This is a genomic window from Streptomyces sp. NPDC025651, assembly GCF_055558735.1.
Window position 1 is genome coordinate 131,499 of the sequence record NZ_JBVHLZ010000005.1, and the last position, 18,316, is coordinate 149,814.

The following is an 18,316-nucleotide window of genomic DNA, read 5'->3' on the forward strand; positions in this document are numbered from 1 at the left end:
GCCACCGGCTGGGACTCCCGTTCGGAGGAACTGCTGGCGGAGGCGGCGCTGACGCCGGGGCCTGGTGTGGCGGTGCGTGATGTGGCGGTGTCTGGTGCGGTGGTGCCCGATGTGGCGGTGCCTGGTGCGGTGGTGCCTGATCTTCCGGGGCCGCGGGGCGTCGAGGGCGAGGGCGAGGGCGAGGGTGAGGGGGATGACGGGGACAGCGGGTGGAACTGGCTCGACCAGGGGGGGAGTGAGGGCGCAGGCCAAGGTCAAGAGGGCCTGGGCCGAGGCCAAGAGGGCCCGGGCCAAGGCGATCAAGGTCTGAGCCGAGGCCACGAGTGCCTGGGGCAAGGCCTGGGGCAAGGCCACGACGGCCTGGGGCAAGGTCAGCAAGGCCTGGGTCAAGCCCAAGTCGGCCCCGGGCGGTTGAGCCGCGGCGTCAGCGCGCGGCTGGCCCGGGCCCGCGTCGACCGGGGCAAGGCCGCGCGGCGCGGCGCCGCCGACCCCGTCAAGGCCCTGATGCACCGTCACCGCGAACTGTGCGAGCGCGCCGTCGACCCGTTGGAGATCGCGGCGGGGCTCGAAGCGCACGGCGTGACCGACCGGACGGCCGCCCGCTTCCGCCACCGGGACGTGTTCGCCCTCGCCGAGGAGATGTACGCGCGCGTGCCCCGCGGCGACGACGCCGTAGGGGCCACCGCCTCCCGCCGGGCGAGCGGTGAACGCGTACGGGATCTGCCCGAAGTGCCCCCCGGATGGGCCCTGTTCGCCCTGCTCCCCGGCGTCGTGTGCGCGGCGGTCGTGGCGGGACTCGCCCTCGCCACCGGCGGCACACGCGTCGCGGTCGCGCTCGGCGGCACACTCGCCGTGGCCGTGGCCCTGCGGATCGCCCTGCGGTACGGCCCGTTGCGCGCCCACACCCACCCGACGCCGGCCACGCGCGCGTGGGTCTGCTGGCTCCTCGCGTACGCCCTGCTCGGCGACGGCCTGTTGAGGGGGGTCGTCGAGGGCGGCCCCGACGGGCTCGGCGACCTCTGGGAACCGGCCGTCGCCCCCGTCCTCGTGCTCGCCCTCGCCGTCGCGCCCGCGACCTGGTGCGCCCGACTCTTCGCCGTACGGGCCAAGGGGCGGCTCGGCGCCAGCCGCGGCCTCGACGAATTCGCGTCCTCCGTAAGGCCGTTGCTGCTCGGCGTGGTCACCCTCTTCCTCGTGGCGCTCACCGCCTTGCTCGTGGTGGTGGACACGGCCCTCGGCGCCCCGGGCGGCGGCGCCTCCGCGCTCGTCGGAGCCGGTGCGCTCGGCACGCTGCTGCTGCTCGCCCGACTGCTCGGCGTGTACGGCTTCACCCGGTCCCCGGTGCTGCTCCTCGGCGCCGCCGGAGCGGCCGAACTCGCCGCGCTCGCCCTCCTGTTCGCCGGTCGCCTGCCCGGCTGCGACGCGCTGGCCGCGCCTGTCACCGCGGCCGTCGAGGCCTGGGGCCCCGGCGCCGTACCGGCCGTCGCGTGCGGTGCCGCCGCGCTCACCCTCCTGGTCCACGCGGCCAGGACCCTGACCCTGGCCTCGGCCCACGCGGGACCCGGCGAGTCGCCGTGAGCCGCGGGTCCGCCGACCGGCAAGACCACTCCCCCGCGGGGCCGACACCGCGGGCCTTATCCCGTGACCCACGGCAACACCCCTAAGGAGAAAACCAGATGACCACCCGCAGCCGACTCCGCCTCCGAGCGGCCACCCCGGGAGGCGCCCGATGAGGGTGCTGCTGATCGGAGCCAACGGATACCTCGGCCGGTTCGTGGCCGACCGGCTGCTCGCCGACCCGGCGGTGCAGCTCACCGCGCTCGGCCGCGGCGACGACTCGGACGTGCGGTTCGACCTCGCCAGCGGCAGCCCCGGCGCGCTCACCCGCTTCCTCGACGCCGTGCACCCGGGCGTCGTCATCAACTGCGCGGGCGCCACGCGGGGCGGAGCCCGCGAGCTGACCCGGCACAACACCGTCGCCGTCGCCACCATCTGCGAGGCACTGCGCCGCAGCGGCTGCGGGGCACGGCTCGTGCAGCTGGGCTGCGGCGCCGAGTACGGGCCGAGCCAGCCGGGTTCCTCGACCGCCGAGGACGCCGTGCCGCGGCCCGGCGGGCCCTACGGCGTCAGCAAGCTGGCCGCCACCGAGCTGGTCCTCGGCTCCGGGCTCGACGCCGTCGTGCTGCGGGTCTTCTCGCCCGCGGGCCCCGGCACGCCCGCGGGATCGCCGCTCGGCCGGCTCGCCGAGGCCATGCGGCGCGCGATGCAGGCCGGTGACGGCGAGCTCAAGCTCGGGGGACTCGGCGTGCAACGGGACTTCGTCGACGTACGCGATGTGGCGCGCGCCGTGCACGCCGCCTCGCTCTCGGCGGCCCAGGGCATCGTGAACATCGGCGCGGGCCGTGCCGTACGCCTGCGGGACGCGGCCGCGGTCCTGGCCCGCGTCGCGGGGTACGGCGGCGCGCTGCACGAACTGGACCAGGTGCCCGTGCGGCCATCCATCGGCCACCCCCGCTCCGAATCAGACCACGGGGCCCCGGCCGCGTACCCCTACCCGGACGGCTGCGGCAGCTGGCAGCAGGCCGACGTGCGCACCGCGCGCGACCGCCTCGGCTGGCGGCCCCGCATCAACCTCGAAGAGTCACTGGCCGATATCTGGATGGAGGCCGCATGCCGCATCTGACCAGGACCACCAGGGGCGTCGCGAGCACCGACGTACGCATCGGCTTCGGCATCCCGGGCTTCGCCCACCCGCTCGTCGCCCCCGCCGAATGGTCCGAACTCACCCGCCCGGGAACCCCTTTGAAGTGGGTTGTCCTGAATGTCGCGAACGGCCCGGGGGAGCGGCCCGACCCGCACTGCCTGGAAGCGGCGGGCCGCCTGCGCAACGCGGGCGTCCGTGTGCTGGGCCACCTCGACATGACGTACGGCGCACGCTCCTTCGGTGAGCTGGTCTCGGACGCGCACCGCTACCTCGACTGGTACCAGGTCGACGGCTTCTCCCTGGACCGCTGCCCGACGGGGCGCGCCTCGCTCCCGGAGGTGCGCAGGACCGTCACGACGCTGCGCGCGCTCATCGGCGACGCACACATCGTGCTGGGTCACGGCACCCACCCGTACCCCGGATATGCCGAAACGGCGGACCAGTTGGTGACCTTCGCGGGCCCCTGGAGCGACTACCGCTGGTCGCAGGTGGCCGAGTGGACCGCCGACTATCCGCCCGAGCGTTTCTGCCACTTCGTGCACGGCATGCCGCGCGGCCACCTGGAGGAGGCGCTGCGCATCGCACGCTGGCAGGGCGCCTCGACGATCTACTTCACGGACCGCGTGGACGGGGGCGGTCACGGCGAGCCCTGGGAGTCCGTGCCCGGTTACTGGGACGAAATCGTCTCGCGTATCGGAACAGGTGTCTCGGAATGAAGAAGGGCGTGGCAGTGTTACGGAAAGAACAACCGTACGTAGGAACCGACCAACGGAGTCCCCGTGTCGCTGCCACCCCTGGTCGAGCCCGCATCTGAGCTCACCGTCGACGAGGTCCGCAGGTACTCCCGCCACCTGATCATCCCGGATGTCGGGATGGACGGGCAGAAGCGGCTGAAGAACGCCAAGGTGCTCTGTGTGGGCGCCGGCGGCCTCGGGTCACCGGCGCTGATGTACCTGGCCGCGGCCGGTGTCGGCACCCTCGGCATCGTCGAGTTCGACGAGGTCGACGAGTCCAACCTGCAGCGCCAGATCATCCACAGCCAGGCGGACATCGGCCGCTCCAAGGCGGAGTCCGCGAAGGACTCGGTCCTCGGCATCAACCCGTACGTGAACGTGATCCTGCACGAAGAGCGGCTCGAGGCCGACAACGTGATGGACATCTTCAGCCAGTACGACCTGATCGTCGACGGCACGGACAACTTCGCGACCCGCTACCTGGTCAACGACGCGTGCGTGCTCCTCAACAAGCCGTACGTCTGGGGCTCGATCTACCGCTTCGACGGCCAGGCCTCCGTCTTCTGGAGCGAGCACGGCCCGTGCTACCGCTGCCTCTACCCGGAGCCCCCGCCGCCCGGCATGGTCCCCTCCTGCGCCGAGGGCGGCGTGCTCGGTGTGCTGTGCGCGTCGATCGGCTCCATCCAGGTGACCGAGGCGATCAAGGTCCTCACGGGCACGGGTGAGCCCCTGGTCGGCCGCCTGATGATCTACGACGCCCTGGAGATGCAGTACCGCCAGGTCAAGGTCCGCAAGGACCCCGACTGCGCGGTCTGCGGTGAGAACCCCACCGTCACCGAACTCATCGATTACGAGGCCTTCTGCGGCGTCGTCTCCGAGGAGGCCCAGGAGGCGGCCGCCGGTTCGACGATCACTCCCAAGCAGCTCAAGGAGTGGATCGACGACGGCGAGAACATCGAGATCATCGACGTCCGCGAGGTCAACGAGTACGAGATCGTCTCGATCCCCGGCGCCAAGCTGATCCCGAAGAACGAGTTCCTCATGGGCACCGCCCTCCAGGACCTCCCGCAGGACAAGAAGATCGTCCTGCACTGCAAGACGGGTGTCCGCAGTGCGGAGGTCCTCGCGGTGCTGAAGTCCGCCGGGTTCGCCGACGCGGTGCACGTGGGCGGCGGCGTGATCGGCTGGGTGAACCAGATCGAGCCCGACAAGCCGGTCTACTAGGCGTAGTGCCTGAACGGATACGGGGCCCGCACCTTTTGAAGGTGCGGGCCCCATCGCCTTGAGGGCTCGTCCTCAAACGCCGGACGGGCTGGATTGCCTCACGACGAGCAGACCTTGCCGTCCTTCGGCACCTTGCCGTCGAGCAGGTAGTCGTTGATCGTGCCGTCGACACACGCGCTGCCGTTGCCGTACGCCCCGTGGCCCTCGCCCTTCCAGGTCACGTGGATGCCGACGTCCTTGCCGAGCTCGTCCGCCATCTTGCGGGCGCCCTCGTACGGCGTGGCCGGGTCGCCCGTGTTGCCGACGACGAGGATCGGGGCGGCGCCCGGCGCGCTCACCTCGGGGGAGTCGTGCTGTCCTGCCACCGGCCAGTCGTAGCACCAGCCGGCCGTGTCCCAGCCCAGGAAGCCGCCGAAGACCGGCGAGATCTCACGGAAGCGGTCCAGGCGCTTCTTCGCCTCCTCCGGGGTCGACCGCCCCTTGGAGTCCAGGCAGGAGATGGCCCGCTGCGCGTGGCTCTGCGTGCTGTAGTGCCCGGAGGGGTCGCGTTCGTTGTAGGCGTCGGCGAGCTGGAGCAGCGACGATCCGTCGCCCTTCTCGGCGTCCTCCAGGGCGCGCGTCAGGACCGGCCAGGACTGCTTGCTGTAGAGCGTGACCAGGATGCCCGTGCTCGCGAGGGACTCGGTCAGCTTCCTCTCGCCCGAGGCGCGCATCGGCTCGGCGTCCAGGCGCTTCAGGAGCTTCGCGATCTTCGCGGAGCCGGCCTTCGGGTCCTGGCCGCGGGACGTGAAGTAGTTGTCGAGGGCGCGCTGGAAGCCCCGCGCCTGGTTCTCCGCGTGGCCGATGGAGTCCGCGCTCGGGTCGACGACCGCGTCGAACATGAGGCGGCCGACGCGCCCCGGGAACAAGTGGGCGTACGTGCCGCCGAGTTCGGTGCCGTACGAGACGCCGAAGTAGTGCAGCTTGTCGTCGCCGAGGACCTGGCGCAGGAGGTCCAGGTCGCGGGCGGCCTCGACCGTCGAGATGTGCCCGATGAGCTTCTTCGAGCCCTTCGCGCAGCCCGCGCCGAAGTCCGCGGCGTCCTTGAAGTACGCCTTCTCCTCGGCCGGGGTGTCCGGGGTGAGGTCGACCTTCTGCTCGGCGGCCTGTGTCGTCTTGTCGTCGCGGCAGCGCACGCCTTCGCTGCCCGCGACCCCGCGCGGGTCGAAGCTCACCAGGTCGTACCGCTCGCGCAGCTTGTCGTAGGAGTCGGCGAAGGTGGGGAGCCCGGAGACGCCCGAGCCGCCGGGGCCGCCGAAGTTGAAGACGAGGGAGCCGATGCGGTCGCCCTTGCCGGTGCTCCTGGCGCGGATCAGGGCGACGCCGATGGTCTCGCCGTCCGGCTTCGCGTGGTCCAGCGGGACCTTCAGCGTCGAGCACTGCCAGTCGGCGCCCGGCGCGGGAGACCCCTCGGACGCCTTGCAGCGGCCCCAGTCCAGCTTCTGGGAGGCCAGGCCCTTGCCCGCGCCGTCCTTGCCGCCGCCCTTGCCGTCCTCCCCGCCGTCGTCGGACGAGCCGCCGCAACCGGTGGCGAGACCCGCCACCAGAACTCCCGCGGCGGCCAGGGCCGCGGACCGTACGAAACGCTGCATGGAGACGCTTCCCCCCTTGGAAGACAGTCAGGCCATAGTAGGCGGGACCACTGACAGCGACTTGGGCGGGTTTGGCAGTTTGGGTTATTTCGGCTGGTTTGGTGTGGTCAGCCGCAGACCGTCCCCGCCTTCGGGACCGTCCCCTCCAGCAGGTAGTCGTCCACGTTCCGCCGCACGCACGTGTCCTTGCTGTCGTACGCCCCGTGCCCCTCGCCCTTGTACGTCAGCTCGACGCCGACGCCCTTGCCGAGCGCCTGTGCCATCTTGCGCGCGCCCTCGTACGGCGTGGCCGGGTCGCCGGTGTTGCCGATGACGAGGATGGGCGGCGCGCCCTCGGCGCCGACGTCGGGGTGGTCGGCCTGGCCCTCGACGGCCCAGTCGGTGCAGCCGACCATGCCCCACGCCAGGTAGTCGCCGAACAGCGGTGACGCCTCGCGGAACTCGGGGAGCTTCTCCTCGACGTACTGCGTGGTGTAACGCGCCTTGTCGTCGGCGCAGTTGATGGAGACGTTGGCGGCCTGGACGTTGCTGTACTCGCCGTCCTCGCTGCGCCCGTTCATCGAGTCGGAGAGCAGCATCAGGATCTTGCCGTCGCCGTCGTAGGCCTCTTCGAGGCCCTGGGTGAGGTACGGCCAGAAGTCCTTGGAGTACAGGGACTGCGCGATGCCGTTGGTGGCGGCGGTCTGGGTCAGCTCCCGGGGCGGGAGGCCGGTGATCGGCTTCTCGTCCAGGTCCTTCAGGAGCTTGGCGATCCGGTCCTTGACGTCCTGCGCGGTGTCGCCGACCGGGCAGTCCTCCGCCTTGGACGTGCAGTCCTTCGCGAAGTTGTCGAGCGCGCGCTGGAAGCCCTTGGCCTGGCCGAGGGAGCCCTGTTCGGCGGTCTGGGTGGGGTCGACGACCGCGTCGAAGACGGCCCGGCCCACCTTCTTCGGGAACAAGTGTGCGTAGACGCCGCCGAGTTCGGTGCCGTAGGAGATGCCGAAGTAGTGCAGCTTGTCGTCGCCGAGGACCTGGCGCATCAGGTCCATGTCGCGGGCCGCGTCGGTGGTGCGGACGTGCGGCAGCGTCGTGCCGGAGTTCTTCTCGCAGGCGCCGTTGAAGGCCTTCACGTTGTCGACGAGCTTCGTCTTCTCGGCGTCGTCGTCGGGCGTGGAGTCCTGCTGGAAGTACTCGTCCAGCTGTTCGTCGTCCTCGCACGTGATGCCCGCGCTGCGGCCGACGCCCCGCGGGTCGAAGCTCACCAGGTCGTAGCGGGTGCGCAGCTTGGCGTAGTCCTCCCCGAAGGCGGGCAGCGTGGTGATGCCCGAGCCGCCGGGGCCGCCGAAGTTGAAGACGAGGGAGCCGATGCGCTTGTCCTTGTCGCCGCTCGCGGCCGCCTTGATCAGCGCGATGTCGATCGTGTCGCCCTTCGGCCGCGACCAGTCCAGGGGCGCCTTCATGGAGGCGCACTGCCACTCGGCGCCGCCGGGCAGCGGGGAGGGGGCGCCGCCGCCTCCTTCGGCGGCGGACGGTGCCGGACAGTCCTCCCACGTCAGCTTCTGGGCCGTCAGGTCCGCGTCTTCGGTGTCCTTGGTGTCGCTGCCGCCGCACGCGGCGAGGGCGGAGGCGAGCAGGACGGCGGTGGCGGCCGCGGCCGTGGCGCGCGACTGGGACTTTTTGGGCATGTGCCCATCCTGCGGGGGGTCCTGACGGCGCGCTCGGGGCACGGGCCGTGTGGGTGAGCCGGCCGGCCTCAGCCCTCGCTGATCCGGCGGGCCGCGGCCGTCCCCGTCGCCACGCACGCGGCGACGCCCACCCCCTCGTACGCGGCGCCGCACAGCGCGATCCCCGGCAGTTCGTCCACGGCCTCACGCACGCGTGCCACGCGGTCGGTGTGGCCGACGCCGTACTGCGGAAGGCCCCGCTCCCATCGGGTGACGCGGGCGGCCACGGGCTCGCCGACGGAGCCCACGGCGTGGTGCAGCTCCTGGACCGAGGCGCGGATCAGATGGCGGTCGGGGACGGCGAGCAGATGCTCCTCGGCGACCCGGCCGATCGAGGTGCGCAGCAGGAAGAGATCGGGCGCGGCCTCGCTCTGCCAGTGCCACTTGTTGGTGAGGAACGTGGCGGCCTTCAGGGTGCGCCCTTCGACGGCGGGCACCAGGAAGCCGTTGCCCTGGGGGAGTGCCTTGTGGAGAGGTGTCTTCGTACGGGGGAACGCCAGGGTCACCACCGCGGTGCTGGCGTGCTGGATCGACCCGAGGTCGGCGTCGACCAGCGGCGCGTGCGGGCGCAGCAGCTCCGCCGCCTCGTACGCGGGTACGGCGAGGACCACCGCGTCCCCCTCCAGGATCAGCGGACCGTCGCCGGTCACGGCGATCACCCGCCACCGTCCGGCGGGGGTGCGCTGCAGCTCACGCGCGCGCGTGCCGGTGAGTACGCGGGCGCCGCTCGCCTCGGCGACGGCGAGGGGGAGGCGTCCGGTGCCGCCGCGCAGGCCCTGGACGGGGACGGGCCTGGCCTGCGGTGCCGCTCGGGGGGATCCCTGAGGCGTACGCGTCTGCCGCAGCGCCGCCAGGAGCGGCTCGCCCCGTTCCGCGACCGCCGCCATGCGCGGCAGCGCGGCCCGCAGCGAGAGCCGGTCGGGGCGGCCCGCGTAGACGCCGCCGAGCAGCGGCTCCACGAGCCTGTCCACGGCCTCCTGGCCGAGCCGCCCGCCGAGGTACTCGGCCACGGACAGGTCCTCGGTCCGCGGCTCGGCGGGCAGCGTCTCCTCGTGGCACAGCCGGGCCACGCCCTCCTCGGACAGCAGCCCGGTGCCCGCGAGCGCGGCGGGGTCGGTGGGGATGCCCATGACGTGGCCCGGCGGCAGCGGGCGCAGCGCGCCGTTCGACCACAGGGTGGTGGGCGCCGGCGCCGGGTCGCACAGGTCGTCCCCGAGGCCCACGTCCTGGGCGAGGCGCACGGCTTCGGGGCGCAGCGCCATCAGCGACTCGGCGCCCTCGTCGACGGGGACGCCCGCGAGGGTGCCGGTGCGCAGCTTGCCGCCGATGCGGGGGGCGCCCTCCAGGACGGTCACTTCCGCGTCGTCGCGCAGCCGCCAGGCGGCGGTCAGACCGCTGATGCCGCCGCCGACGACGATCACTGAACGCGTCATGCCGTGCTTCTTTCTGTGGGGGCCGCTGCTGTGTGAGCTGCCGCTGTGTGAGCTGCTTCCGTGCGGGGCGCTTCCGTACGGGGTGCTTCCGTACGGGGTGCTTCCGTACGGGGCGCTTCCGTACGGGGCGTCGACTCTGTGAGCAGCTGTCGCAGCTCGTCCTGGTACGGGAAGCTGCCGGGCTCGTACGCGCACCAGGGGTCGGCGGCGAGCACCCGTCCCGTCGCCCCGTACGCGCGTGAACGGGAGCCCCCGCACACGGTGTTGAACTCGCAGCGCCCGCACGCCCCGCCGAGCAGGGACGGCTCGCGCAACGTCGTGAACAGCGCGGAGCCCCGGTAGATGTCGACGAGAGGGTGGTACTTCACATTGCCCGCCGACAGGGGCAGGAAGCCGCTGGGATGGACCTCGCCGGTGTGCGACACGAAGACGAAGCCGCGCCCCGAGCCGACGTCCATGGGCGGCCTGCGCACCGCGCGCCGCTCCCCGTCCCACAGACCGAGCACACGCGCGCGTGCCGTCAGGCGCCTGTACAGGGGCCCCAACTCGGGCTGTTCGCCGTGCCGTTCCAGGAGGGTCCTCTGGAGGGCGACACGGCGGAAGTGGTGGCCCTCCGTGGTCTTCGTGGCGAGCACCGCCCCCGTGTCGTACAGGAAGTGCAGCACGTCCTCGACCTCGTCCGGGGTGAGCGCGGAGAGCTGCTCGCCGCGGCCGGTCGGCACGAGCACGAAGCCGCTCCACAGCATCGCGCCCTCGCGCCGCACCAGGGCGGCGATGTCAGCGAGGTCCTCCAGGCTGTGGCGTGTGACGGTGGTGTTGACCTGTACCTTCAGGCCGAGCTCGCGGGCGGTGCGCCAGCCCTCGATGGTCCAGTCGAAGACGCCGGGCACGCCGCGGAACGCGTCGTGGCGCTCGGCCGTGGAGCCGTCGACGCTCAGCGAGAGGGCGACGGCGCCCGCGTCGCGCACCGCCGTCAGGTTCGCCCGGTCCAGCGTGGGGGTCCCCGAGGGGGAGACGGCGACGCGGAGCCCGCGCTCCGTGCCGTAGGCGACGAGGTCGGTGAGGTCGGGGCGCTGGAAGGGATCGCCGCCCGTGATCACGAAGAGCGGGCTCGGCCGTCCGAAGGCGGCGATCTGGTCCATGAGACGACGGGCGTCCGCGCCGTCCAGCTCGCCGGGGTCCCGCTCGGGCTGTGCCTCGGCCCTGCAGTGCAGACAGGCCAGCGGGCACGCGCGCGTGGCCTCCCAGATGACGATGAAGGGGCGCTCGCCGACGTCGTGCCGGGGGCGCCGCACGACGCGGCTCACGACACCCGCTCCCAGCCCCGCTTCTCCGGCCTGTTCGCGAGCTGCTCCGGGTCCCTGCGCCGGTAGACCACGTACGGCCTGAAGAGGTACTTGAAGGGCGCGCTGACGACGTGCGCGAGCCGCGAGAACGGGATCAGCGCGAACAGCGCGAAGCCGAAGACGACGTGCAGCTTGAAGGCGAGCGGCGCCGCGCCCATCAGGTGGTAGTCGGGCTGCAGCGTGAACAGGCCGCGGAACCACACGGAGATGCCCTCGCGGTAGTTGTAGTCGACCGCTCCGGAGGAGTTGAGGACGGTCGCGACCAGGCCGAGCAGCATCGCGCCGAGCAGCACCGTGTACATCACGTGGTCGCTGCGGAGCGTGGCCTTGCGGACAGCGGGCACCTTCAGGCGCCGGTACACGAGGATGCCGATGCCGGCGGCCGCCGCGAGGCCCGCGACGGCGCCTGTGGAGACGGCCACCAGGTGGTACGTGTGGTCGCTGACGCCGACCGCGTCGGTCCAGCTGTCCGGGATCAGCAGGCCCACGACGTGGCCGAGCACCACGAACGCCATCCCGAAGTGGAAGAGCGGCGACCCGATGCGCAGCAGGCGCGACTCCTGAAGCTGCGAGGAGTGCGTGGTCCAGCCGAACCGGTCGTACCTGGCCCGCCAGACCAGGCCCGCGATCAGGAGGGTGGCGGCGACGTAGGGCATGACGCCCCACAGGAGGAGGTCCATTACGCCGGGGTCCTTTCCGGGACGGTTGGCCAGGGGAGTTCGACCGGAGTGCCGAAGGGTTCGATGCCGGGGCCGAAGGGTTCGAGCCCGGGGCCGAAGGGTTCGAGCCCGACGGTCTCCCGCGGCGGCCCGCTGCGGGCGAGCGCCTTGGCCTCGGCCCGCGTCTTCGGAGAGGGCCCGGGGAGCGTCCCGCAGACCGCTTCGAGCACGCGCGCGTAGGGGGTACCCACGTCGGTGACGGCGAGCCGCAGCAGTTCGAGCCCGGCCCGGTGCTCCTCCAACAGGGCCGTGCCCGCCGCCTCTTCGCGCGCGGCGAACTCCAGGAGCACCGGCAGGAAGTCGGGCAGTTCCTCGGAGGCGAACTCCAGGCCGTGCTCGCGGTACACCTGCTTGACGCGCACCAGGGAGAGCCCGCGGTTGCGGGTGTCGCCGTCCGACCACCACGTCAGGTACAGGCAGCGGCGGTTGCGGGTGTCGAAGCAGTCCGTGTAGTGCGCGGCGAGGTCCAGGGGGCGCCGCACGCGCGCGTGGGCGATGAACTCGCGCAGCAGCGGGTGGTCGGTCGCCTCGTACAGGCTCTCCAGGTCCGCGTACAGACGCTCGTCGGGGTACTGCAGGAGCCGTCCGGCGACCAGCCTGACGAGGGCGTCGGGGCTCATGCGCTCCTCCGGGTGGGGCTGAGGTTGAGCAGGACGCGCTCTCCGGAGGCGCTGCCCGGGGCATCGGCCACCGGGCAGCAGTCGGTGGCGTCCTCGAAGGGATGTGTGTCGGCGAGGGCGTCCGCGTCGGCGCGGGCGGCGGTCGGAATCACGTACCTGTCCTCGTACTTGGCGATGGCCAGGAGCCGGAACATGTCCTCCATCTCCTCGCCGGTCAGGCCGACCGCCGCGGCGATGGACTCCTCGCGCTCCTGGCCGAGGTTGACGCGGCGCATGTACGCGCGCATGGCGGCCATCCGGCGCAGCACCGCCTCCACGGCGTAGGTGTCGCCCGCGGTGAGCAACGCGGCGAGGTACTCCACCGGGATCCTCAGCGCGTCGATCGCCCCGAAGAGGTTGCCCGCGTCCTCCCCGTCGCGGCCCGCGGCGGCGACCGCCTCGACCACGGGGGACAGCGGCGGCACGTACCAGACCATCGGCATCGTGCGGTACTCCGGGTGGAGCGGCAGGGCCACCTGGTAGGTGCGGATCAGGTCGAAGACGGGGGAGCGGCGGGCCGCGTCGAGCCACTCCTCGGTGATGCCGCACGCGCGCGCGGCCGCGGCGACCGCCGGGTCGCGGGGGTCGAGGAAGCACTCCAACTGCGCCGGATAGAGGTCGTGTTCGTCCTCCACGGAGGCGGCCTCGGCGACCTTGTCGGCGTCGTACAGCATCACGCCCAGATAGCGCATGCGCCCCACACAGGTCTCCGAGCAGATGGTCGGCAGCCCGGCCTCCACGCGCGGGAAGCAGAAGGTGCACTTCTCCGCCTTCCCCGTGGCGTGGTTGAAGTAGACCTTCTTGTAGGGGCAGCCGGTCACGCACATCCGCCAGCCGCGGCACTGGTCCTGGTCCACGAGGACGATGCCGTCCTCCTCGCGCTTGTACATCGCTCCGGAGGGGCACGACGAGACGCAGGCGGGGTTGAGGCAGTGCTCGCAGATCCGCGGCAGGTAGAACATGAAGCTCTGCTCGAACTCGAAGCGGATCCTCTCGCCGACCTCGTCGCGGACCTTCTCCACGAGGGGGTCCTTGGGGGCGTGCTCCGGGGCGCCGCCGAGGTTGTCGTCCCAGTTGGGGCCCCACTCGATGGCGCCGATGGGCTCGCCGGTGACCTGCGAGACGGGCTTGGCGACGGGCATGTCGTCGCCCGCGGGGGCGTCGGTGAGGTTGCGGTACTCGTACGTCCAGGGCTGGTAGTAGTCCGTGAGCTCCGGCAGCTCGGGGTTGGCGAAGATCTGGCCGAGCCGCTTGAGGCGCCCTCCCGCCCTCAGCCGGAGCCGTCCGGACCTGGTCCGCTCCCAGCCGCCCTTCCACCGCTCCTGGTCCTCCCAGCGGCGCGGATAGCCCTGTCCGGGGAGCGTCTCGACGTTGTTGAACCAGACGTACTCGGTGCCCTTGCGGTTGGTCCACGCCTGCTTGCAGGTGACCGAACAGGTGTGGCAGCCGATGCACTTGTCGAGGTTCATGACCATGGCTACTTGGGCCATCACGCGCATCAGTAGGTGACCTCCTGGTTGCGGCGGCGGATGACCGTCACCTCGTCGCGCTGGTTGCCGGTCGGCCCCAGGTAGTTGAAGGCCCAGGTCAACTGGGCGTAGCCGCCCACCAGATGCGTGGGCTTGAGCATGATCCGGGTCAGCGAGTTGTGGATGCCGCCGCGCCGCCCCGTCTTCTCCGTCTTCGGGACGCCGACCGTCCGCTCCTGGGCGTGGTTCATGTAGACCGTGCCGGACGGCATCTTGTGGGACACGATCGCGCGGGCCGTGATCACGCCGTTGCGGTTGACGGCCTCGATCCAGTCGTTGTCCGCGACCCCGATGGCGTCGGCGTCCTGCGGGGACATCCACACGGTCTGTCCGCCGCGGCCGAGCGTCATCATGTAGAGGTTGTCCTGGTACTGGGAGTGGATGGCCCACTTGTTGTGCGGGGTCAGGAACCGCACGGCCACTTCCTTGCCGCCCGCCCCGGATCCGTCGGTTCGGGAACCCAACTCGGGCTCTCCGTAGAGGCGGTGCATGTTCAGCGGCGGCTTGTAGACGGGCAGTGCCTCGCCGACCTCGTGGATCCAGTCGTGGTCGAGGAAGAAGTGCTGGCGCCCGGTGAGCGTGTGCCAGGGCTTCAGGTGCTCGGTGTTGACGGTGAACGCGGTGTACCTGCGCCCTCCGGACTCGCTGCCCGACCACTCCGGAGAGGTGATGACGGGCACCGGGCGCGCCTGGGTGTCCGCGAACGTGATCCGCTTGCCCTCGGCCTCGGCCGCCAGGTGCGCGAGCTCCGTGCCGACCCGCTTCTCCAGCGTCTCGAAGCCTTGGGTCGCCAGACGGCCGTTGGAGGTCCCGGAGAGCGACAGGATCGCCTCACAGGCCCGCTGGGCGGTGTCCAGGCGGGGCCTGCCCTCGGCGACTCCGCCGCGCACCGTGCCGTTCTTCTCCTTCAGGTACGCGATCTCCTCGCCGACGTCGAACGTGACCGCCTTCGTGGTGACCCCGAGCTCGTCGACCAGCGGGCCGAGCGCCGCGAACTTCTCCCCGACCGCTCCGTAGTCACGCTCCACGACCGCGAGGTTGTACATCGTGCGCCCGGGGACGGGCTCGCACTCGCCCTTCGACCAGTCGAGCGCGACGCCGCCCGGCTGGGCCATCTCGCCGCCGGGGGTGTCGTGCTGGAGCGCGGTGGCCACCAAGTCGCGCCGTACGCCCAGGTGTTCGCCCGCGAGCTCGCCGAACCGCCGCGCGACGGCGAGGAACGTGTCGTAATCGGTGCGCGCCTGCCAGGGCGGGTCCACCGCGGGCGTGAACGCGTGCAGGAAGGGGTGCATGTCGGTGGACGACAGGTCGTGCTTCTCGTACCAGGTGGCGGCCGGCAGGACGACGTCGGAGAGCAGCGTCGTGGACGTCATCCGGAAGTCGAGGCAGAGCAGCAGGTCGAGCTTCCCCTCGACGTCCTCGGGGCGCCACTTCACGTCGCGCGGCGCGCAACGCGGCCTGTCGTCGGGCAGGTTGGAGTGCGTGCCGAGCAGGTGCTTGAGGAAGTACTCGTTGCCCTTGGAGGACGAGCCGAGCAGGTTCGCCCGCCATACGTTGAGCACGCGCGGCCAGTTCCGGGGCGCGTCGGGGTCCTCGCCGGCGAAGCCCAGGGTGCCGTCCTTGAGCTCCTCGACGGCGCTCGCGACGGGATCGTCCGCGTCCGCGAGGTCCAGGGGGTTGCGGTCGAAGGTCGGGTACGACGGCATCCAGCCCATACGGGCGGACGCGGCCAGGCAGTCGGCCCCCGTCATCCCCTCGAACCGCCCGTCGCCCAAGGGGGACGCGAGGGACTCGGCGGGCAGCGTGTCGTAGCGCCACTGGTCGGTGTGCAGATAGAACCAGCCCGCGCCGATCATGTGCCGGGGCGGACGGCCCCAGTCGGACGCGCTCGCGAGCGTGGCCCAGCCGGTCACCGGGCGGCACTTCTCCTGGCCTACGTAGTGCCCCCATCCGCCGCCGTTGCGCCCCTGGCAGCCGGTGAGCGTGAGCAGCGCCAGGAACGCACGGTAAATGGTCTCCGAGTGGAACCAGTGGTTGGTGCCCGCGCCCATGAGGATCATGCAGCGCCCCTGGGAGGCCTCCGCCGTCTCGGCGAACTCCCGCGCCACGCGCGTGGCTTGCGCCGCGGGAACCGAGGTGAGGGTCTCCTGCCAGGCGGGGGTGCCGGGCTGGGAGGCGTCTTCGTAGGAGGCGGGCCACTCGCCGGGCAGCCCCGCGCGCGGGACGCCGTACTGGGCCAGCATCAGGTCGTGGACGGTGGTGACGAGCCGGTCGCCGACGCGCCGGACGGGCACTCCTCGGCGTACGACACCGTTGTCGCGGTCGCTGTTCGTGCCGTCGCCGTGCTCCTCGTCCTCGAAGCGCGGCAGGACGATCTCCGCGGTGTCCTCGCCGTACAGCGTGAGCCGGGGCACGGTGTCGCCGAGGTCGAGGTTCCAGTCGGGCTTCTCCGAAGTGCCCCACCGGTGGCCGAGCGTGCCGTTGGGGACCGTCGGCTCGCCCGTGGCGTCGTCGATGAGGACGGTCTTCCACCGCGCGTTCTCGCTCTTCGCGCGCTCGTCCCCGAGGTCGGCCGCGGTGAGGAACTTGTGCGGCACGAGGCCCTTTTCGGTCTCTGCGAGGGTGACCAGGAAAGGCAGATCCGTGTAGCGGCGCACGTAATCCTGGAAGAACGGCGTCTGCCGTTCGACGAAGAACTCCCGGAGAATGACGTGCCCCATCGCGAGGGCGAGCGCGCCGTCCGTTCCGGGGTGCGGGTGCATCCACTCGTCGGCGAACTTGGTGTTGTCCGCGTAATCCGGGGATACGGTGACGACTTTCTGCCCGCGATAACGCGCCTCCGCCATCCAGTGCGCGTCCGGCGTCCGCGTCACCGGAACATTGGAGCCCCACATCATCAAGTAGGCGGCATCCCACCAGTCGCCCGATTCCGGTACGTCGGTCTGGTCGCCGAACACCTGCGGAGAGGCGACCGGAAGATCCGCGTACCAGTCGTAGAACGAGAGCATCGGGGCGCCGATGAGGGAATGGAAACGCGCGCCCGCCGCGTGCGAAGCCATCGACATCGCGGGAATGGGGGAGAATCCCGCGACCCGGTCAGGACCGTGCTCCTTGATGGTGTGCACGTGCGCGGCCGCCACGATCTCGACGGCCTCGTCCCAACTGGCCCGCACCAGGCCTCCCTTGCCCCGCGCCCGCTGGTAGCGCCGGCGGCGCTCGGGGTCGCCCTGGATGTCGGCCCAGGCGAGGACCGGGTCCTTCAGCCGGGACTTGGCCTCGCGGTACATCTCCAGGAGGGCGCCGCGCACATGCGGATACCGGACGCGAGTGGGCGAATACGTGTACCAGGAGAAAGAAGCCCCACGCGGGCATCCGCGGGGTTCGTATTCGGGCCTGTCGGGTCCCACCGAGGGATAGTCCGTGGCCTGCGTCTCCCACGTGATGATGCCGTCCTTGACGTACACCTTCCAGCGGCACGAGCCCGTGCAATTCACGCCGTGCGTGGAATGGACGACCTTGTCGTGACTCCACCGGTCACGATAGAACGCCTCTCCGTCGCGGCCTCCGACGCGCTGCACCCGGTGCAGGTCGTCGGATGTCTCGGCGGCCCGGGTGAAGAAACTCCCGGCCTTCACGAGCGTCTCAGCGATGTCTTTCCTCTGCTGCAACGTCACATCTCCCGGCCGTCACGAAGAAAAGGCGCACGGCACGTGCTCCTGCAACGACCCTAAGCCTGGCGGTGGTTGGGACCCCGGGGACTTAGGTCCCGTGAGGGGGTGACCTCTTTCCGGAATATTCAGGGCCCTGTGCTGCCATGCTGAACGTATGGGCAGGAAGAAGAAGAGCGCGCTGCGTTCCTGGCTGCCGAACCAGCACGGCGCCTGGGCGATGCTCGCGGTGCCCTTCGCGGCGGGCGTGTTCCTCGGCGGCGCGGGCGCCGGTCCCCGCTGGGCCCATCTGCCGCTGTTCGTCGCGTGGTTGGCGGGGTACGTCGCCGCCTTCCACGCCCAGCAGTGGCTCCGCCTGCGCCGCCTGTCCCGGAACCCGAAGGCCCCGCGCCGCCATGTGCGCCCCGCTCTGGTGTCGGCGGCGGTCTGCGCGGCCTGCGGGGTGCCGCTGCTGTTCGCGTACCCCTGGCTGCCGCTCGCCGCCGCCTGCGCCACGCCCTTCGTGGCCGTCAACACGTACTACGCGTGGCGGAACAGGGAACGGGCCCTGGCAAACGGCCTGGCGGCGGTGGTCCCGGCCTGCGGCATGCTCCTGGTCACCCTGAAGGCGGGCGGGGGCGACCTCGCCGACGGGTGGCGCCCCGCGCTGGCCTGCCTGCTGTTCTTCGCGGGCACCGTGCCGTACGTGAAGACGATGATCCGCGAGCGCGGCTCACGGTCCCACTACTGGGCGTCGGTGACGTACCACGCGCTCGCCGTGCCCGCCGCGTACGCACTCAGCCCCTGGCTCGCGGCCCTCTTCGGGGCCTACCTCGCGCGGGCGGCGCTGCTGCCGGGCAAGGGCGTGAAGGTGGCGGTGGTCGGCGCGGTGGAGGTCGTCGGGGCGGCGCTGCTTCTGGCGGCGGTTCTGCTGCTGTTCTGACGCGCGGGGTCGCAGGAAAGCGGCCTCTACGGAGAGGCCGCTTT

Annotated in this window: 13 protein-coding genes; 5 read left to right on the forward strand and 8 right to left on the reverse strand. The window is 71.6% G+C overall.

Annotated elements, in window-relative coordinates:
* Positions 1–411: 411 nt before the first annotated feature.
* From ACZ4D5_RS19995 to moeZ, 4 genes are all read left to right on the forward strand, one after another.
* Entirely contained in the window at positions 412–1,578 is a 1,167-nt protein-coding gene (locus ACZ4D5_RS19995; RefSeq protein WP_467773702.1) for a hypothetical protein, read from the forward strand.
* 151 nt (positions 1,579–1,729) lie between these two features.
* Complete coding sequence (locus tag ACZ4D5_RS20000) at positions 1,730–2,683, forward strand: NAD-dependent epimerase/dehydratase family protein (protein WP_362328477.1); 954 nt, start codon at positions 1,730–1,732, stop codon at positions 2,681–2,683.
* The gene (locus ACZ4D5_RS20005; RefSeq protein ID WP_467773703.1) at positions 2,671–3,420 is read left to right on the forward strand and encodes a spherulation-specific family 4 protein; all 750 of its coding nucleotides are present in this window, start codon (positions 2,671–2,673) and stop codon (positions 3,418–3,420) included. Before ACZ4D5_RS20000 ends, ACZ4D5_RS20005 begins: the two co-directional genes overlap by 13 nt.
* A 63-nt stretch (positions 3,421–3,483) precedes the next feature.
* A complete protein-coding gene (gene moeZ / locus ACZ4D5_RS20010; RefSeq protein ID WP_467773704.1) occupies positions 3,484–4,662 on the forward strand; it encodes an adenylyltransferase/sulfurtransferase MoeZ in 1,179 nt (392 codons plus the stop codon).
* 98 nt (positions 4,663–4,760) lie between these two features.
* Here the strand turns inward: moeZ and ACZ4D5_RS20015 are convergent, their stop codons facing one another.
* The 8 genes from ACZ4D5_RS20015 to ACZ4D5_RS20050 form a co-directional block, all read right to left on the reverse strand.
* A complete protein-coding gene (locus ACZ4D5_RS20015) occupies positions 4,761–6,293 on the reverse strand; it encodes an alpha/beta hydrolase (protein ID WP_467773705.1) in 1,533 nt (510 codons plus the stop codon).
* A gap of 107 nt (positions 6,294–6,400) precedes the next feature.
* Positions 6,401–7,957 carry an alpha/beta hydrolase gene (locus ACZ4D5_RS20020; RefSeq protein ID WP_467773706.1) on the reverse strand — a complete coding sequence of 519 codons (1,557 nt, stop codon included), beginning with the start codon at positions 7,955–7,957 and terminating at the stop codon, positions 6,401–6,403.
* 68 nt (positions 7,958–8,025) lie between these two features.
* Complete coding sequence (gene hemG, locus ACZ4D5_RS20025) at positions 8,026–9,429, reverse strand: protoporphyrinogen oxidase (protein WP_467773707.1); 1,404 nt, start codon at positions 9,427–9,429, stop codon at positions 8,026–8,028.
* Positions 9,426–10,736: a TIGR04053 family radical SAM/SPASM domain-containing protein gene (locus ACZ4D5_RS20030; RefSeq protein WP_467773708.1), complete on the reverse strand. Its 1,311-nt coding sequence runs from the start codon at positions 10,734–10,736 to the stop codon at positions 9,426–9,428. The genes hemG and ACZ4D5_RS20030 overlap by 4 nt, the downstream gene beginning before the upstream one ends.
* Complete coding sequence (gene narI / locus ACZ4D5_RS20035; RefSeq protein WP_467773709.1) at positions 10,733–11,455, reverse strand: respiratory nitrate reductase subunit gamma; 723 nt, start codon at positions 11,453–11,455, stop codon at positions 10,733–10,735. The genes ACZ4D5_RS20030 and narI overlap by 4 nt, the downstream gene beginning before the upstream one ends.
* The gene (gene narJ, locus ACZ4D5_RS20040) at positions 11,455–12,114 is read right to left on the reverse strand and encodes a nitrate reductase molybdenum cofactor assembly chaperone (RefSeq protein ID WP_467773710.1); all 660 of its coding nucleotides are present in this window, start codon (positions 12,112–12,114) and stop codon (positions 11,455–11,457) included. Before narJ ends, narI begins: the two co-directional genes overlap by 1 nt.
* On the reverse strand, positions 12,111–13,652 hold the full coding sequence (narH, locus tag ACZ4D5_RS20045) for a nitrate reductase subunit beta (RefSeq protein WP_467773711.1): 1,542 nt from the start codon (positions 13,650–13,652) through the stop codon (positions 12,111–12,113). Before narH ends, narJ begins: the two co-directional genes overlap by 4 nt.
* On the reverse strand, positions 13,652–17,356 hold the full coding sequence (locus ACZ4D5_RS20050; RefSeq protein WP_467773712.1) for a nitrate reductase subunit alpha: 3,705 nt from the start codon (positions 17,354–17,356) through the stop codon (positions 13,652–13,654). Before ACZ4D5_RS20050 ends, narH begins: the two co-directional genes overlap by 1 nt.
* Positions 17,357–17,507: 151 nt before the next feature.
* Here ACZ4D5_RS20050 and ACZ4D5_RS20055 point away from each other — a divergent pair, with 151 nt between their 5' ends.
* Positions 17,508–18,272, forward strand: a complete 765-nt coding sequence (locus ACZ4D5_RS20055) for a YwiC-like family protein (RefSeq protein ID WP_467773713.1) — start codon at positions 17,508–17,510, stop codon at positions 18,270–18,272.
* Positions 18,273–18,316: the final 44 nt, after the last annotated feature.

What these genes read in the sequence shown, in the direction of transcription:
- narJ (WP_467773710.1), bottom strand. Translation starts at nt 12,114, where the DNA reads ATGAGCCCCGACGCCCTCGTCAGGCTGGTCGCCGGACGGCTCCTGCAG.
- hemG (WP_467773707.1), bottom strand. Translation starts at nt 9,429, where the DNA reads ATGACGCGTTCAGTGATCGTCGTCGGCGGCGGCATCAGCGGTCTGACC.
- ACZ4D5_RS20055 (WP_467773713.1), top strand. Translation starts at nt 17,508, where the DNA reads ATGGGCAGGAAGAAGAAGAGCGCGCTGCGTTCCTGGCTGCCGAACCAG.
- ACZ4D5_RS20000 (WP_362328477.1), top strand. Translation starts at nt 1,730, where the DNA reads ATGAGGGTGCTGCTGATCGGAGCCAACGGATACCTCGGCCGGTTCGTG.
- ACZ4D5_RS20005 (WP_467773703.1), top strand. Translation starts at nt 2,671, where the DNA reads ATGCCGCATCTGACCAGGACCACCAGGGGCGTCGCGAGCACCGACGTA.
- ACZ4D5_RS20015 (WP_467773705.1), bottom strand. Translation starts at nt 6,293, where the DNA reads ATGCAGCGTTTCGTACGGTCCGCGGCCCTGGCCGCCGCGGGAGTTCTG.
- narI (WP_467773709.1), bottom strand. Translation starts at nt 11,455, where the DNA reads ATGGACCTCCTCCTGTGGGGCGTCATGCCCTACGTCGCCGCCACCCTC.
- ACZ4D5_RS20020 (WP_467773706.1), bottom strand. Translation starts at nt 7,957, where the DNA reads ATGCCCAAAAAGTCCCAGTCGCGCGCCACGGCCGCGGCCGCCACCGCC.
- narH (WP_467773711.1), bottom strand. Translation starts at nt 13,652, where the DNA reads ATGCGCGTGATGGCCCAAGTAGCCATGGTCATGAACCTCGACAAGTGC.